This window comes from Pantoea sp. EEL5 (assembly GCF_049892805.1).
Classification (GTDB): Bacteria; Pseudomonadota; Gammaproteobacteria; order Enterobacterales; family Enterobacteriaceae; genus Pantoea; species Pantoea ananatis.
Map to the genome: position 1 here is coordinate 1,103,693 of NZ_JBNDNJ010000001.1, position 15,469 is coordinate 1,119,161.

Here is a 15,469-nt window from a genome sequence, read left to right on the forward strand (position 1 = left end):
TGACGTCAGCGGCGGGCACCGGCTTACCCGGCCAGCAGCCCGCAGTGGCTGTTGCGCTTTGATCGCGACGGTCGCAGCGCGATCGGGAATGCCAGAAAATCGTTCAGGCCGGTATCCTTTGTCTGAGGATAACGCCGCGTAGCCAGCACCTGACCTGTTGCTTCGGCGATAACCTCTGCCAGCAGATCCCATTGGCTAAGGGCGCATATCAAAAGGCCTGCCGTTCGCCTTGACGGGCAGGGCCGATGAGAGGATCCGGGATGGGTTTCTGCCGCCAGCGAGTGTGTCCTTCGCTGGCGTTTCCCTGCTGACAGCCTAACGAAGGGGGAGGTTCCTCCTCGTACAGCTTGATGAGTGACGAAACATGCTTCTCCCAGCCGTAATTAAACCCAACGGCAGGAAAATTCACAGAAACGGGCGAAAGATAACGCGCGACGAGCAGGGTTATCACGCCCTCTTGCTCAACTATTGTCGTGAAAAGATTGCCAGACAGGCATAAAAAAGCCCCTGAATCAGGGGCAAATTTTTAGGGAAGGCAAAGCGTCCTTGCTAAGTAGCGTGTCATCACAACAAAATTAAAAACGAGCCTCGCCCGGCGTACGCTGAAGCACAATCTCCAGGGCCTGACGATAGATATCCTGTTTGGTCGCGTCGGTTTCGCTTTCCAGTTTATGGATTAAGCCCAGCACCATATCTTTTTCAGAAACGTGTGCTTTAAAGGCCGCGAGTTCTGACCAGGTCTCTGCAATCACATCTTTTTCACTGGTGAAATGCTCACCCGCATTCATGAAATATTCAGAAATCTGAGACTCGGTATTGGTTGTCGTTTGCATAGTAGCCTCAAAATCGTGGAAACCGTTTCTGCCCGTGGCAGAGAAAAATTTTGCATCTGAAGGTGGAAATCCACTCACCTTCAGATGCGGTGCAAGGCACCTTTCGTTACAAGTGACTTAACATCACGCCGTAAAGTTATACAAAAAAATTACCTTTGTACAATTTTTTGCGAAAAAAAATCGGTGGTCGGAGGAGTTTTTTCACCATCAGCAACGCTGTGTAATGGCTCTGCTCGGTATTTTACTCTGATTTATAAGGGTTTTTTTCATTTTTCCGCGTTTCGGTTTCCTCCTCGCTGTTGTACAAGACTGTACAAAGTTGTACAGATCAAGCTGTATAACCTGGGATAAAACGGCATCAAAACGCTGCCCGCCAGGAAAAATCTGTACAACATAACGCTGATAAAGCCGCGTTGAGCCCGATCCCTGTCCGCTGGCAGGTGCGATAATCTGTCAAAGCGACAGGATGGCGCTGCGCTGCCGGGTGGCGAGATAGCGTCAGAGATGACGTCCATGTTGCATGCGCGTCAGAAATCAGAAAGAGGGCAGTAGCAACCCTGGTTGTGCGTTACAGGGGCCTGACGCTGGCTTTGTGGGCGGCGTTGCAATAATTCACTTCCTTCTGCCCCCGCAGGGCGTTAAGGTTTACGCCTCTCGAATCAGAAGGAAATGATAATGGTTAACGACTATTTTTCGCTGCCGCCGGCAGGCATGACACAGGAACAGCATAAACGTACGGTGGCGGTTGCGGCGGCACTGGCGGTGGCAAAAGAGTCCGTCAGCGCTTCAACGTCTGCGAATGGCTCGAAAGCGGCGTGGGATCTGCAGGCCGTGGCAAACGAAATCGCCAATCTGGCCGATGCGATTCAGGACGCGCTGGAGTCCGATAACGAAGTATAACGGTGTCAGTGCGCTGTCGTCAGGGCAGCGTCCGGCCCCTGGATTAGCCGCCGGGGCTCAGGTTGTCCGGGCGGCGCAGCCCGTCAGGCGTTGACGGCGATCCGCATTATTTCGCCGCGCGTTGTGTGGAGAAATAAGCCAGCAGGCGCGTCATCTTTTGCTGGGGTGAGGTGTCAGTTGCGCCACTGTCGCTGACGTCGCCCATCCAGCGCTCATCCGCTTCCGGATGCGGCCCGGTTAACACAACTGTCCCTTTGCCGTAGACGTAACGCGCCATCGCCACATCGCCATTACGGTAAAAAGCCACAGGTGTAAAACCGTCCTGCTGTGTCTGACCAACAAGATAAGGGCCATCCTGATAATAAAAGGTTTCTTGTCTGTGATCCCAGGTCACCGCGATCGTGTAATCACCCTCATCCGCGATGTGTGAGCCCGGACGTCCCACTTCAGAGTCAAGGGGCGAGGCGATGAGCCCCAGCCAGTTACTGTCCGCCAGGTAGGCTCCCATGCACAGACCGAGATAGCCTTTGCCACTGCGGACAAAATCGCGCACGGCACGGGCCCCTTCATCACCGAGCGCGTCATAGGCAGCGGGGATGTCCTGGCCGCCGCCGGGCTGGATATAAAGATCAAACTGGCGCAGGTTCTGTGCATTCAGCTTTCGTTTTTCGTGCTCACCGATATAGGCAATGCTGAGTGGCATCGCGACGCCACGAAGCGCTTTCACCACCATTTCAGAACAGCCCTCACAGCCTGCCGCACCGCGATAAACGGCAACGTTTAGCGGAGTTTGTGCCGCCAGGCTAACGCCGGATGCGACGCTCAATGCAAACAGCATCGCGGTGAAAATCCCGCGTCGATAGCGGACACGTTGTGATGCGTCAGAAGCGAGGCGCATGTTGCATTTCCTGTCAGACAAAGAAAGAGAAGATTTCCGTAACGGCCGCTGCCGCAACGGAAAGCCGGTTGGCTCAGGCAGCGTGCCAGGCCGACATCAACATACCGCAATCTGATGTTCTTGAGCAACTGCTCAATTCAGGGCGGTGATTATCCCGCACTAACCCTTTTGGCCGACGAGACTCTTGAGCACACCGCCGCCAGCGGGGTGGCGGTGTGCGCAGTCGCGCGCTGAACGCCCTTATTTGTTGTACCCTGAGGCGACAATTTTCGCTGCACCCGCCAGCACATCTTTACGCGCAGCGGCGTGCTTATCAGGCTGGGTGTAATAGGTTACCAGCACCAGCGGTGCATGATGCGGTGGCCAGATGACGGCAATATCATTGGTGGTGCCGTAATCACCGCTTCCGGTTTTATCTGCAACCGTCCAGCTGGCGGGCAGGCCTGCGCGTATGCTGTTAGCACCTGTTGTATTGCCTTTCATCCAGTCGGTCAGTTGCTGACGTTGCGCGGGTGCCAGCGCCTTGCCCAGCACCAGCTTTTTCAGGCTTTGCATCATGGCATCAGGCGATGTCGTATCACGCTTATCACCCGGGATAGCGGTATTCAGCTCCGGTTCTTTGCGATCGAGCCGAAAGGTGCTGTCGCCAATGCTACGTGCAAACGCATTGACCTGCTGCGGGCCACCCAGGCGGGTCAGCAGTGCGTTCATAGCGGTATTATCGCTGTATTGCAGCGCCGCCGCGCTGAGTTCTGCTACCGTCATGGTGGCGCCGAAGTGTTTTTCAGTGATGGGGTTATAGTTAACCAGGTCGGCTTTATGAATGGCGATTTTTTCACTCATCAATCCGTCCGCGCTTTCGCTTTTTTTCAGGATGGCCGCAACGGCGAAAACTTTACTGGTGCTGCATAGCGGAAAGCGCGCATCTCCCCGGTAGGTGAAAACGGTGCCATCGGTGGTGTCGGTTACCGCCACACCCAATCGTCCGCCCGCGTTTTTTTCCAGCTGTTGGATGCCGCGTTGCAGTGCGGCCTCGTCAAAGCCGGCCTGAGCGGCAAGCGGCATCGCGAGTGCCAACAGGGTAACGGCCGTGCTGGCGCGTCGTCTGAACAGATGAGTCATAGTCAATCTCCACTGATGAATGCCCGCCTCGCTGAACAGAGGCAAGGCATAACGGTTAGCCGCATCGTTGCGCGGTCAGGATTAAACGAAAAGTTGCCCTTCAGCCCCTCGTTAAACTTATGTCGATTTAAAAGATGTCTCGCGCCTGGGAAGCTGTCCGCTGAGGCCTGCATCCTGCTATAGCACGTTTTTTCTGAAGAAGAGCGTTAGCGGAGGAGATGGTAGGGGATTTCAAAATTCCGACAAGCGAGATAATTTGAGAGGAGCCAAAAGAATTTCTGGGGGTAAATGTGAAACATGATGTTCCGCTTAACGCACTTCGGGCTTTCGAAGCCTCCGCCCGCCACCTGAATTTTACCCGCGCGGGCCTGGAGCTGTTTGTCTCTCAGGCCGCCGTCAGTCAGCAGGTCAGACTGCTGGAAGAACGACTGGGCGTCGTCTTATTCCGCCGGTTGCCGCGCGGTCTGGAGATGACGGATGAGTCCAGGCTGCTGTTTGCTGAAGTGTCAGAAGCCTTCACGCAGCTTGAAAACGCCTGGCGTCGTTTCGAAGGGGGTGAGTACCGAGAGGTAGTGACTGTCGCCTGCGTGGGGACTTTTGCATTGGGCTGGCTGTTACCCCGGCTTGAGGCGTTCCGTCAGCAGCATCCGGCGCTGGAACTGAACGTACGCACCAACAATAACGTGGTCAACCTGGCGGGCGAGGGCGTGGACTATGCGATTCGGTTTGGCTCTGGCGCCTGGCCCGCCACGCAGAATGAACGGCTGTTTACGGCTCCGCTTACGGTGCTTTGTCGCCCCGACGTTGCCCGCCGCCTGCAACAACCCGCCTGCCTGTTACGGGAAAATCTGTTACGTTCCTACCGGGCTGATGAGTGGGACAGCTGGTTTACGGCAGCGGGGATCACACCGCCCAGGATCACCGGCCCGGTATTTGACTCGTCACGTCTGATGATTGAGGCCGCGTTTCATACGGGCGGCGTTGCGCTGGTGCCGGCGTGCATGTTCCAGCGTGAACTGGATGCCGGTACGCTGGCCCGTCCTTTTGCGCTAGAGATTGATGTCGGCAGCTACTGGCTAACCTGGCTCCGTTCAAAGAAGATGACGCCATCGATGGAAATATTTCGTGAATGGATAGGGCGGCGGGCAACAGGCGAAGGCGAATAGCCGGATAAGCCCGACAGCCTGTTGTGAATAACATCACTCGGGTCGAGGTAACCCGCGTTAACCGGATTAAGAGAGCAAGGCGGCCTGTGAGCCGCCAGCGGTTTTTTCACTGGCCCCCTTCGTCACAGGCGTAAAAAAACAGGGATTCATTTTATTATGCCCACTCTGCGTTCAGGAATGCTCTGCGCCGCTTTTTCATTTTCGCTGGTTTCCCGGTAATTAATAAACCAGATGATAAACTCACTGTTATTTTTCACGCCAAGTTTTTTCATGAGACGTTGCTTAATATAATATGCAGCGTGCACGGGAAGCGCCATCCAGTCTGCTATTTTATTCATTTCCATTCCCGTCATAAAAAACCACGTTAATGAAATTTCATCGGTTGTTAAAGATACTTTCTGTCCGTGACGGTTTTTTAATTCCATGCTGTGCTCCTTTCCCTTATAAGGCTGTCAGGTCAGGGCGCATCATAGCGCTGGGCGGCGGTGAGAACACTTCACGTATTCTTTACTTATCTTAATAATTATATTAACAGTTAAATCAGGTGTTTATATGTCTTCATCAGATCTGATCTACGCAGGCATGATCAGAAGCAGTCAGGAAAAGCATCTCTTACCGCACCGCGATATCGGGCGCGCCCCGCCGGGGGCCAGCTGAAACGGCTTATCACTGACGGGCCAGGTTTCTGTGATTCCGCTTTATCGAACGGTGTGCTGTGCGTGCGGGGATAAATATCCTGTCCTGGCATCAGGCCGGGAAGAATAATAAAAACGGCCGGAGGTTAACGCAACAGGCGGCGCCTTGTGTCTTTCATGTTGTGTCTTTCATCAAATCGCTATCTGAATAGCGATACGTCGGCATGAATATAAGGCATAACGACAATCATTATTTGCAGTTTATTATTGGCAGAAAATTAAATCAGTCAGCGCCAGAATACAAATGCTGTCGATGTTTACGCTGCCGTTCATCGGGACCAAACAGAAAAGCGCGTTAATTAACGGGAAACATGCAGGTGAACGGCCCACTGAAATACCGTGCGTGTAACCGTTTCAGGGTCGTGAACATGACGCAGCCACGGCGTCAGACAAAAAGCGCGCCACGAACGAAACAGGTTAAGGCGCAGAGAAAGCCGCAGGTGAAAGAATGACCTGAATGCAGGATTGCTGAACAGTTGCGTAAAACCTGCCCGGCGCGGCTGCAAAAAAATCTGTATCCACATCAACCGCTTCATATAAACCCTTGCCATTTCACTTGATCAAACCCGTTGATCGCGATTACTGTAATTATATACAGTTATTTTGGAAGGGGAGGTAAATGTGGAGCTTATCAGGCCAGCAAACGTCAGTGCGTTACTCGCGTTGCCGCTGTTTATGGAGCGGGTGCCATGTGGTTTTCCATCGCCGGCTCAGGACTACGTAGAGCAACGTATTGATTTGAACAAGCTGATCGTTCAGCACCCCAGTTCGACCTACTTTGTACGGGTAAGTGGAGAGTCGATGACCGGCGCAGGCATTAATGACGGCGATATGCTGGTGGTGGACAGCGCGCTAAGAGCCTCGCATGGCGATATCGTGGTCGCCTCTGTCGAGGGGGAATTTACCGTTAAGCGTCTTCAGCTTCAGCCCTGTCTGCAACTGATGCCGATGAACCGGCAGTTTAAACCGATTGCGATTAGCACGGAGGATGCGCTGGAAGTGTTTGGTGTGGTGACCTATGTGATCAAGTCGGTTTATTAATCATGTTTGCGCTGGTGGACGTGAACAACTTTTATGCCTCCTGTGAAACGGTGTTTCGGCCCGATCTCAAAGGAAAGCCCATTATTGTGTTATCTAACAACGATGGCTGTGTGATTGCACGCAATGCGGAGGCAAAAGCCCTGGGCATTACGATGGCCGTGCCCTTTTTCAAAATGCGGGAGATTATTGCCCGTCACAACGTGCAGGTTTTTAGTTCCAACTACGCCCTTTATGCGGATATGAGTACCAGAGTGATGACGCTGCTGGAGGAAATGGCGCCCTCGGTAGAGATTTATTCCATTGACGAAGCCTTTCTGGATCTGACGGGCGTCAGTCACTGTATGTCGCTCGACACCTTCGGCCGCGAGATCAAAACCCGAATAAAAAAAGAAGTTCATCTCAATGTGTGCGTCGGCATTGCCCCCACTAAGACGCTGGCAAAGCTGGCTAACCATGCCGCAAAAAAGTGGAGTAAGACAGGCGGTGTTCTGGATTTGTCCAACAGAGAACGACAGAAAAAGTTGCTTTCACTTGTGCCGGTCGCCGATATATGGGGCGTTGGCAGACGGCTCAGCCAGCGACTTGAGGAAATGGGGATTAAAACGGCAGATGATTTAGCCTGCCAGAGCACCAGCCTGATTCGTAAAAATTTCAGCGTGGTGCTGGAGCGCACCGTAAGAGAGTTGCGCGGCGAACCCTGTCAGGATCTGGAGGCGCTCGAACCCACCAAACAACAGATTATGTGCTCACGCTCCTTCAGCAGTCGCCTGTCAGACTATGCGCAGGTGCGGCAGGCCGTCTGCACCTACGCCGAACGTGCGGCCGAAAAACTTCGCAAAGAAAAACAGTACTGCAGACAAATCGGTGTGTTTTTGCGCACCAGTCCACACGCGCCCGGCGAAAATTTTTACGGTAATCAGGCCACGGGGCAACTCCTGACGCCGTCTCACGATACGCGCGACATCATCCGGGTGGCGACCGAGATGCTCGACTATATCTGGATAGAAGGGCATCGCTATATCAAGGCCGGCATTGTCCTGAGTGATTTTTTCGACCATGGCGTAACGCAGCTGGATCTGTTCGACGAACGATCGGTTAACCCCGGCCGTAACGATCTGATGCAGGTGATCGATTTGATTCACAAAGAGGGCAAAGGAAAGATGTGGTTTGCCGGGCAGGGGACGGAAAAACGCTGGGCCATGAAGCGCGAGATGCTGTCGCCGGCTTACACCACCCGCCTCAGCGATTTGCCCGTGGTGAAGTGACGGCGGCCGTCGTGACATCGGTTTCAGGCGCGGTCATAAGACGGAATGCTCTCATAAAGGGTCCGTTTTGTGCTGCCGCTCTGCGTAAACCAGGCTTTCTGGTCTAGGATGAAACAGGTATTCATTCGCCCTTAAGGAGAGCATTGTCATGTCAGAACCCAGTAAATCTCCAGTGGCCGATCAGGCTGAACATAACGCGTTTTTCCCGTCAGCCTATTCTCTTGACCAGTTCACCAGCCCTAAATCCGATCTGAGCGATGCTGAATACGCGCAACCGTACTCAGGGCACAAAAAAATTCTGGTCATCTGCGCTGACGAGCGCTATCTGCCGCTGGATAACGACACGCTGTTTTCAACCGGGAATCATCCCATTGAAACCCTGCTGCCGCTGTACCACCTGTATCAGGCCGGCTTTCAGTTTGACGTGGCCACGCTGTCCGGACAGATGGTGAAGTTTGAACACTGGGCAATGCCCCAACAGGATGAGGTGGTGGTCGGATTTTACAACCATTGCCTGGCGCTGTTCCGTTCACCTTTAACGCTAAGCGACGTGGTGGCATCACTTACGCCTCATTCAGACTATGCCGGTGTGTTTATTCCGGGGGGGCACGGTGCGTTGATTGGGCTGCCAGAAAGTGAGGCGGTCGCAGAGGCGATTCGCTGGACGCTGGCAAACGATCGTCATCTGATATCGCTATGCCATGGCCCGGCAGCGTTTCTTGCGCTGGGTAAAGGGGAAAACCCGCTTAACGGCTACGCTATCTGCGCATTCCCGGATTCAGCGGATAAGCAAACGCCCGATATCGGCTATATGCCGGGGCATTTAACCTGGTATTTTGGCGAGAAGCTTCAGGCAATGGGGCTCACGCTGGTCAACAGTGATATCAAAGGCACCGTACATAAAGACCGTCGGGTATTAACCGGCGACAGCCCGTTTGCCGCCAATGCGTTGGGTAAACTGGCTGCAGAAGCATTACTTAACGCTAACCGCTAAAGGCTCGCACGTGCGCCCTGAGCGGTCGCCTGCAATGCCTTCGTGCAGGCTTCTGCATCAGGGCTGGGATTCGGGGTATACTTGTGATCCACGCCTGAGATACAATCACGGGTGCATATCGTTTTCGGCCAGTGCCGAAGATGTCGCCTTTCACATTGGTCGTCATGAACAGCCAGCTATCTACAGCCTGTAAACACAGAGAACGCGGTCGGCCCAGAGAGTTCAATATGGAACAGGCTCTGGATAAGGCAATGATTGTGTTTCGGCAAAAAGGCTATCATGCCGCATCGCTGGCCGATCTCGGTGAAGCAATGAACCTCTCTGTCGGCAGCATCTACAAGGCTTTCCAGGATAAGCGTTCATTGTTTTTGCTGGTCTTTCAGCGCTATATCGCCGTTCGCAATGCGGATTTGCGGGAGCGGCTGGCTCAATACGCCACTGGCCGCGCGAAGCTAAGCGAGCTGTTGCAGTTTTATCTGGACTCCTCTCGTGGTGGTGAAGGGCGCACCGGCTGTCTCGTGGTCGGCAGTGCCATTGAGCTACAGGTGCTCGACGCAGAGCTGTCGCAGTTGGTTGCCCAGGTGATCAACCGCAATAAGCACTTTCTGATGTCATTACTGGAAGAAGGGCAGCACGATGGCTCAATATCCGCCGATCTTGATATTGAAACGGCCGCAGGCCTGATTTTGCGTATCGCATTTGGCATGCGCGTCACGGGCAAGGTCGCCGATGTTGCCAATGAGCAAGCGACCATCGCCCTGGCCTTGAAAATACTGGATTAACATTTGTCTATTTAGGAAGCGAATATTTCCTAAATTATAGCGCGAAGATGACAGCTAACGCATGAGATCTGATGCGCTAACAGGACGAATGGAAAAGCGCCATTTTGATAAACGAATGAATATTAAATGAAAAGTAAAGTTTGAGGAAAATGCGTGAAACAAAACAGGACAGAGATCGGTGAAGAAATACACGCGCTTTTAGGAAGGATTGTGTCAGGTATTCTTCAGCCCGGAGAAGCGGTGACGGTACAGGACATTATCAGCGCGCTGCACCAGCAAAGTCTTCAGACGGCGTGCGAAAAGACCAGGCTGACTTGCGAACAGGCCATCCGCATCCTGGCGCATAAACTTCACTAGCGTGTGAGGATCATTTGCCGGACAGGGTTCTGCAAAGCAGCGGAAGCAACAGAAACAGTAAAAGTAGTAGAAACAACAGAAACAGTAACAGCACCAGAAGCAGTAACAGCGGTTATGCCGCTACTGCTCTGACAAAGATGACCCGCCCGAATAACGGCAGTCAGTTGCCGTGTCACCGCCCAAACAGCAACCCAATCAATTCACGACAAAGACGCTCTTCTTCCTGACTTGCCGACAGCTCAAGGCGGCGCAGCAGTTTAGTACAGATAGATTTACGGTTTACGTTCTGACCTGCGCGTAAAATATCAACAACGATCTGTCCCAGCAGCTCTTGCTGTGAAGGCAGGTTCGCCGCAGAAAAATAACGTGAGATATCGTCGGCGCTCTGAGGTAGGCGATGATTGTGTTGCATAGGTGCTCTCGCAGTGGTCCAAAAGTCGTCAGTTGAAAGTAGCATAAAGTTATACAATAAAATAAAACTTGTACAGCTATTTCGATGTAAAAATGAACGGTTGCTGGCGGAGAGGGAAAAAGTAGGGTGCAACAGCCCGTTGACAAGGGAAAACAAAGAAGAGAGCAGGGCCGGACCAGGGTAACGCGGACGCACAGTGCGCCCGCGTAGAGGGATAACCCACTGACCGGAGGGTTAGTGTTCGGTCAGGTTGGCAGGCACCTGGCCAGTAACGGCCATCCAGTTGAGCTCTGCCCGCTCCCGTGTCGCGACGTTAATAAAGCTCTTCAGCCATTTACGGGCATCCGCGATTTGAATGACCCGCTCGTCGTCGATTTCATTATCCGCCATAACGCTCAGCTGACGGATCAGCGAAACCACAGTTATCTCCTCATCCTGTAGGGCCAGGTTCACCGCAGCTTCACCAATAATCTTATGGCCGGTAGCTTCATCGTGAAAATACATATGCACCTCCTGAGTGAGTGAGAATGTCGTCGACCCAGTAATTAGTCTAGTAAAAGAAATGCATAGTGAAAGCCTAATTTCATTAGGCATTACCTATCAAAGAAAGCCGTGAAAAAAGTGAACTTTGTGATAAGCGCGCTAAGCTCTTAAAAAGCAGGGAAAAAGCGCAATCAGAGAGGTTTTCCAGAAAGAAATTGAAGTGATTAAAGCACTAGATACGCGGTCATTGGCCTGAAATTAAGATAGGTGCTTGACAGTTAAAGGCCGAAATTGCGGCACTATTCGGATCGTAGCAGGTAAAATAAACCTGTTATGAGGCCCTAAAAGCGTTAAAAAAAGATCGCCAGAACGGCGAAAAGTCAGACGCAAGATGAAAAGTCACCTTAAGCTGGAAGCAGATAGCAGATAGCAGATAGCAGATAGCAGATAGCAGATAGCAGAAAACAGAAAACAGAAAACAGAACGGGTCTGACGTCACCCTGTTTACATTCGATTCTGACATCAGAATAAACCGGAGCGTGAGCGGCGTATTAACGAGCAGGGGAGACGATAAGGCGAGGGGAAACAGAACAGGGCTGCGGGCAATAAAAAAAGCCGCCCTGTTCGGGGCGGCACATTTATTAGTTTGGAACTTCTGAAACGGCTTTAACGTCGGTTTTATTAATCTGCTGTTTCACACCGTTTGCATCGGTGTAGCCCAGTAAACCGGCGTCAGATTCAGAAGGTTTGCCGTCACTAATAATGGTACGGCCATCGTTAGTGTGAATGGCATAGCTGGTACGAGTACAGCCACTTAATGCGGCCATGCCGATCAAAACGGCCAGCGGTAAAATCAGCGTCTTCTTCATAGTCTTCACCTTATATCCATGATGGAATTAATTAGTTATCAAGTTCACTCATGTTGCTGATCTGATCGCGATTAATTTGTTCGGTTTTGCCTGTTTGTGCATCACGATAAGAAACCAGCCCCGTATCGCTGTCAATTTGAGGCTTACCGTCGGTCACTATCGTGCGGCCGTCTGATGTTTTAATAGATTGGTTTGAAGAGCAACCTACTAACGTTGCCAGGGACAGAGCAAGTAAAACGGCGGCTGAGAAGGATTTAGTATGCATTTCATCTCCTTGAAGTGGACCTTGAATTAAACAGCATAGACGCTTTTGAGATTTTTGCAGGCCAAAGCGCGAAACGACATAAATGATGAAAAGAAAATAGCGCGAATAGCTAAAACAGAGCAGGAAAGCATCCTGTCTCTCAGAAAATTCACATTTAACGCCTGTCGTTAGGTATTTCATCGGGCGCTCTGTAACCTTGGTAACAGGTTAACTAAATAAAGGAATCGACAATGAAATGGCAAATGAGTGCAGTCGCAGCGTTATTAATGGGTTCAGTGAGTGCTTATGCAGCACAATCAGACAGCATGAAAAATCCCCTGAGCGTTCATGTATTAAATCTGGAGTCGGGCACGCCAACGCCGGGTATTTCCGTTGACCTTGAACATAAAGAGCAGGATAAGTGGGTAAAACTTTCCTCCGGTGTTACCGATAAAAACGGCAGAATTAGCGCGCTGTTTCCCGAAGGGAAAAAAGTTGAAACAGGCGATTACAAAGTCGTCTTTAAAACAGGCGATTATTACCAGAAAGTTCAGCACAAATCCTTTTTCCCGGAAATTCCGGTGATATTCCACATGGAAAGCAGCGAGCCTCATTACCATATTCCGTTACTGCTGAGTCCCTACGGCTATTCAACCTATCGCGGTAACTAATCTCACCCGGCAGCGTCACTGCTCAGCGTCACTGCCGGCCCAGTGAGGGGCACTTCGCGTAGGCAGCATGCCGCTGCTGACCCTCTACCTGCCGCCCTGCTTCTCCTGCAGGGTGGCGGAACGCGCCCGCCGTATTCGTCTTTATTCCACTGCCTTATTTAAACACTTTTGCTGATGCCCAGGCTATCATCGGTTAAATTGCCCTGACAGGTCGGTGCGCCCGCGTGGCTCTCCGGCGAAGGTCAATGACACCTAATCAAGCAGAACGCCCCATGCCCTGCTTTCCGTACAGGAGAATCGCTGATGTTAAAAGGATTAACCGTGGCTGCTGTGTTAGTGCTGTCGGGCTGTAGCCTGATGCACAAGTCGTCGCCCGCGCCAGAAACGTTACACTACCGCTGTGGCACATTGCCGCTCACCGTGACGCTGGATAATGCCAAACAGCAGGTAAGCTTTATCATGGACGGCAAGCCGCTGACCCTGACACAAACGGTTTCCGCTTCCGGCGCTCGCTACAGCGACGGTCACTATGTTTTCTGGTCCAAAGGAAACGGCGCCTTTATTGAGCGCAATGATAAGATCGTTGTAAACGATTGCGAGTTGCAACCTGCCCGTTAACGTTACCGGAGTGAATGTGCATCATGAGTGACAGTGACATGCTACAAACTATTGCCCATCTGCGCCGTGAATATACGCGAGGTGGGCTGCGTCGCAAAGATTTACCCGATAATCCGCTGGCGCTGTTCGAAAGCTGGCTAAAGCAGGCCTGTGAGGCGCAACTGCCCGATCCCACCGCCATGACGGTGGCCACGGTGGACGAGCAAGGGCAGCCGTATCAACGTATCGTGCTGCTCAAGCACTACGATGAGCAGGGCATGGTGTTTTACACCAACCTCGGCAGCCGTAAAGCACAGCAGCTGGGTCACAACCCGCGTATTTCCCTCCATTTTCCCTGGCACTTTTTAGAGCGTCAGGTGATGGTGTTGGGCGAAGTCGAGAAGCTGTCGCCGCTGGAGGTATTGAAATATTTCAGCAGCCGTCCCCGTGACAGCCAGATTGGCGCCTGGGTTTCCCGACAGTCGAGCCGGATCTCTGCCCGCGGCGTTCTGGAAGGCAAGTTTCTGGAGCTGAAGCAAAAATTTCAGCAGGGTGACGTGCCACTGCCCAGTTTCTGGGGCGGTTATCGGGTGAAATTTAATACGATGGAGTTCTGGCAGGGGGGCGAACATCGTCTTCACGATCGTTTCCTCTATCAGCGAGATAACGACGGCTGGAAAATTGACCGACTCGCGCCGTAAAACTGCGTTTTCCCCCTCATCAGCGCTGGCACAGAAGGCGTCAGCGCTTTATGCTATAGCCCTTAATTTTTCCTTCCGCAACTCAGCGGAAAGCTGTGTACCAGCATAGGTGCAGCCTGATCAATTTGGAGTCAGTGATGACCAGCAGTAACCTGATACAACAATTGCAAGAGAGGGGCCTGATCGCCCAGGTGACGGATGAAGACGCGTTAGTAGAGAAACTGGCGCAAGGGCCAATTTCGCTCTATTGCGGCTTTGACCCCACTGCTGACAGCTTGCATTTGGGCCATCTGGTTCCACTGCTCTGCCTCAAACGTTTTCAGGATGCCGGGCACAAGCCGGTTGCGCTGGTAGGCGGCGCCACGGGCTTAATTGGCGATCCCAGTTTCAAAGCTGCAGAGCGTAAACTCAACACCAGCGAAACCGTCGGTGAGTGGGTAGAAAAAATCCGGACGCAGGTCGCACCCTTCCTGGATTTTGACTGTGGTGCCAACAGCGCGATTGCGGCCAATAACTATGACTGGTTTGGCAATATGAACGTGCTGACTTTCCTGCGTGACATCGGTAAACACTTCTCTGTTAACCAGATGATCAACAAGGAAGCCGTTAAACAGCGCCTGAACCGTGACGACCAGGGGATCTCGTTCACCGAATTCTCCTATAACCTGCTGCAGGGTTACGACTTCGCCTGTCTGAATGCGCTGCACGGCGTGTCCCTGCAGATTGGCGGATCTGACCAGTGGGGTAACATCACCTCCGGTATCGATCTGACGCGTCGTCTGCACCAGAACCAGGTATTTGGTCTGACCGTTCCGCTGATCACCAAATCGGACGGCACCAAGTTCGGTAAAACCGAAGGCGGCGCGGTCTGGCTGGATGCGAAGAAAACCAGTCCCTACAAGTTTTACCAGTTCTGGATCAACACCGCAGATGCGGATGTTTACCGCTTCCTGAAGTTCTTCACTTTCCTGAGCATTGAAGAGATTCATGCCCTGGAAGAAGAAGATAAAAACAGCGGAACCGCGCCGCGCGCGCAGTACGTGCTGGCCGAGCAGGTCACGCGCCTGGTGCACGGCGAAGAGGGGCTGGCTGCCGCGAAACGAATCACCGAGAGCCTGTTCTCTGGCGCGCTGAGCGATATGACAGAGGCCGACTTCGAACAGCTGGCGCAGGATGGTATGCCGACCATCACGCTAAGCGCCGAAGACGATCTGCAACAGGCTCTGGTCAAAGCTGAGCTGGTGCCTTCACGTGGTCAGGCTCGCACCATGATTGGTTCGAATGCCGTGTCGCTGAACGGTGAAAAGCAGTCTGATGCTGAGTACCGTTTCAGTGACAGCGATAAGCTGTTCAACCGCTTCACGCTGCTGCGTCGCGGTAAAAAGCATTACTGCCTGATTAACTGGCAGTAACCTTTCAGGGCCGGTTTCCGGCCCTTT

Annotated in this window: 20 protein-coding genes; 11 read left to right on the top strand and 9 right to left on the bottom strand. The window is 52.6% G+C overall.

Features of this window, described 5'->3' with window-relative positions; all coding sequences use genetic code 11:
• Positions 1-23: 23 nt before the first annotated feature.
• Together ACPXSQ_RS05360 and ACPXSQ_RS05365 are read right to left on the bottom strand one after the other, a co-directional pair.
• Entirely contained in the window at positions 24-212 is a 189-nt protein-coding gene (locus ACPXSQ_RS05360; RefSeq protein WP_022622461.1) for a hypothetical protein, read from the bottom strand.
• Positions 213-575: 363 nt separating this feature from the next.
• Positions 576-833 (bottom strand): biofilm development regulator YmgB/AriR family protein, encoded by a 258-nt coding sequence (locus tag ACPXSQ_RS05365; RefSeq protein ID WP_014605938.1) that lies wholly within the window; start codon positions 831-833, stop codon positions 576-578.
• A 675-nt stretch (positions 834-1,508) separates the two neighbouring features.
• Here ACPXSQ_RS05365 and ACPXSQ_RS05370 point away from each other — a divergent pair.
• Entirely contained in the window at positions 1,509-1,733 is a 225-nt protein-coding gene (locus ACPXSQ_RS05370; RefSeq protein ID WP_014605937.1) for a hypothetical protein, read from the top strand.
• A gap of 106 nt (positions 1,734-1,839) precedes the next feature.
• Here the strand turns inward: ACPXSQ_RS05370 and ACPXSQ_RS05375 are convergent, their stop codons facing one another.
• Both ACPXSQ_RS05375 and bla read right to left on the bottom strand, forming a co-directional pair.
• Positions 1,840-2,631: a BPL-N domain-containing protein gene (locus ACPXSQ_RS05375; protein ID WP_013025636.1), complete on the bottom strand. Its 792-nt coding sequence runs from the start codon at positions 2,629-2,631 to the stop codon at positions 1,840-1,842.
• Between the two features lie 240 nt (positions 2,632-2,871).
• The gene (gene bla / locus ACPXSQ_RS05380) at positions 2,872-3,753 is read right to left on the bottom strand and encodes a class A beta-lactamase (protein ID WP_210456236.1); all 882 of its coding nucleotides are present in this window, start codon (positions 3,751-3,753) and stop codon (positions 2,872-2,874) included.
• A gap of 278 nt (positions 3,754-4,031) precedes the next feature.
• Here bla and ACPXSQ_RS05385 point away from each other — a divergent pair, with 278 nt between their 5' ends.
• Positions 4,032-4,919, top strand: a complete 888-nt coding sequence (locus ACPXSQ_RS05385; RefSeq protein ID WP_196492566.1) for a LysR family transcriptional regulator — start codon at positions 4,032-4,034, stop codon at positions 4,917-4,919.
• A gap of 146 nt (positions 4,920-5,065) precedes the next feature.
• On the opposite strand, the gene ACPXSQ_RS05390 is transcribed toward ACPXSQ_RS05385, so the two are convergent.
• A complete protein-coding gene (locus ACPXSQ_RS05390; protein WP_013025639.1) occupies positions 5,066-5,344 on the bottom strand; it encodes a helix-turn-helix transcriptional regulator in 279 nt (92 codons plus the stop codon).
• Positions 5,345-6,235: 891 nt separating this feature from the next.
• On the opposite strand from ACPXSQ_RS05390, the gene umuD reads away from it, so the two are divergent.
• The 5 genes from umuD to ACPXSQ_RS05415 all read left to right on the top strand — a co-directional run bounded on the left by umuD (position 6,236) and on the right by ACPXSQ_RS05415 (position 10,053).
• Positions 6,236-6,655 (top strand): translesion error-prone DNA polymerase V autoproteolytic subunit, encoded by a 420-nt coding sequence (gene umuD, locus ACPXSQ_RS05395; protein WP_014605933.1) that lies wholly within the window; start codon positions 6,236-6,238, stop codon positions 6,653-6,655.
• 2 nt (positions 6,656-6,657) lie between these two features.
• Positions 6,658-7,920, top strand: coding sequence for a translesion error-prone DNA polymerase V subunit UmuC (gene umuC, locus ACPXSQ_RS05400; protein WP_013025641.1), 1,263 nt, complete (start codon positions 6,658-6,660; stop codon positions 7,918-7,920).
• Positions 7,921-8,068: 148 nt separating this feature from the next.
• Positions 8,069-8,914: a glyoxalase III HchA gene (gene hchA, locus ACPXSQ_RS05405; protein ID WP_014593622.1), complete on the top strand. Its 846-nt coding sequence runs from the start codon at positions 8,069-8,071 to the stop codon at positions 8,912-8,914.
• Positions 8,915-9,054: 140 nt separating this feature from the next.
• A complete protein-coding gene (locus ACPXSQ_RS05410; RefSeq protein ID WP_014593623.1) occupies positions 9,055-9,696 on the top strand; it encodes a TetR/AcrR family transcriptional regulator in 642 nt (213 codons plus the stop codon).
• A gap of 153 nt (positions 9,697-9,849) precedes the next feature.
• Positions 9,850-10,053, top strand: coding sequence for a hypothetical protein (locus tag ACPXSQ_RS05415; protein ID WP_013025644.1), 204 nt, complete (start codon positions 9,850-9,852; stop codon positions 10,051-10,053).
• Positions 10,054-10,225: 172 nt separating this feature from the next.
• Here the strand turns inward: ACPXSQ_RS05415 and ycgZ are convergent, their stop codons facing one another.
• The 4 genes from ycgZ to ACPXSQ_RS05435 all read right to left on the bottom strand — a co-directional run bounded on the left by ycgZ (position 10,226) and on the right by ACPXSQ_RS05435 (position 12,082).
• Entirely contained in the window at positions 10,226-10,465 is a 240-nt protein-coding gene (gene ycgZ, locus ACPXSQ_RS05420) for a regulatory protein YcgZ (RefSeq protein WP_014605931.1), read from the bottom strand.
• Positions 10,466-10,699: 234 nt separating this feature from the next.
• Positions 10,700-10,969 carry a hypothetical protein gene (locus tag ACPXSQ_RS05425; RefSeq protein ID WP_014605930.1) on the bottom strand — a complete coding sequence of 90 codons (270 nt, stop codon included), beginning with the start codon at positions 10,967-10,969 and terminating at the stop codon, positions 10,700-10,702.
• A 620-nt stretch (positions 10,970-11,589) separates the two neighbouring features.
• Positions 11,590-11,817, bottom strand: coding sequence for a YgdI/YgdR family lipoprotein (locus tag ACPXSQ_RS05430; RefSeq protein ID WP_014605929.1), 228 nt, complete (start codon positions 11,815-11,817; stop codon positions 11,590-11,592).
• A gap of 31 nt (positions 11,818-11,848) precedes the next feature.
• Complete coding sequence (locus ACPXSQ_RS05435; RefSeq protein WP_014605928.1) at positions 11,849-12,082, bottom strand: YgdI/YgdR family lipoprotein; 234 nt, start codon at positions 12,080-12,082, stop codon at positions 11,849-11,851.
• A 230-nt stretch (positions 12,083-12,312) separates the two neighbouring features.
• Here ACPXSQ_RS05435 and uraH point away from each other — a divergent pair, with 230 nt between their 5' ends.
• The 4 genes from uraH (at position 12,313) to tyrS (ending at position 15,442) form a co-directional block, all read left to right on the top strand.
• Positions 12,313-12,732: a hydroxyisourate hydrolase gene (gene uraH, locus ACPXSQ_RS05440; protein ID WP_013025649.1), complete on the top strand. Its 420-nt coding sequence runs from the start codon at positions 12,313-12,315 to the stop codon at positions 12,730-12,732.
• A gap of 303 nt (positions 12,733-13,035) precedes the next feature.
• Positions 13,036-13,350: an MliC family protein gene (locus ACPXSQ_RS05445; protein ID WP_013025650.1), complete on the top strand. Its 315-nt coding sequence runs from the start codon at positions 13,036-13,038 to the stop codon at positions 13,348-13,350.
• Positions 13,351-13,373: 23 nt separating this feature from the next.
• A complete protein-coding gene (pdxH, locus tag ACPXSQ_RS05450) occupies positions 13,374-14,030 on the top strand; it encodes a pyridoxamine 5'-phosphate oxidase (RefSeq protein ID WP_015700385.1) in 657 nt (218 codons plus the stop codon).
• Positions 14,031-14,167: 137 nt separating this feature from the next.
• The gene (gene tyrS / locus ACPXSQ_RS05455) at positions 14,168-15,442 is read left to right on the top strand and encodes a tyrosine--tRNA ligase (RefSeq protein ID WP_014605927.1); all 1,275 of its coding nucleotides are present in this window, start codon (positions 14,168-14,170) and stop codon (positions 15,440-15,442) included.
• Positions 15,443-15,469 lie beyond the last annotated feature (27 nt).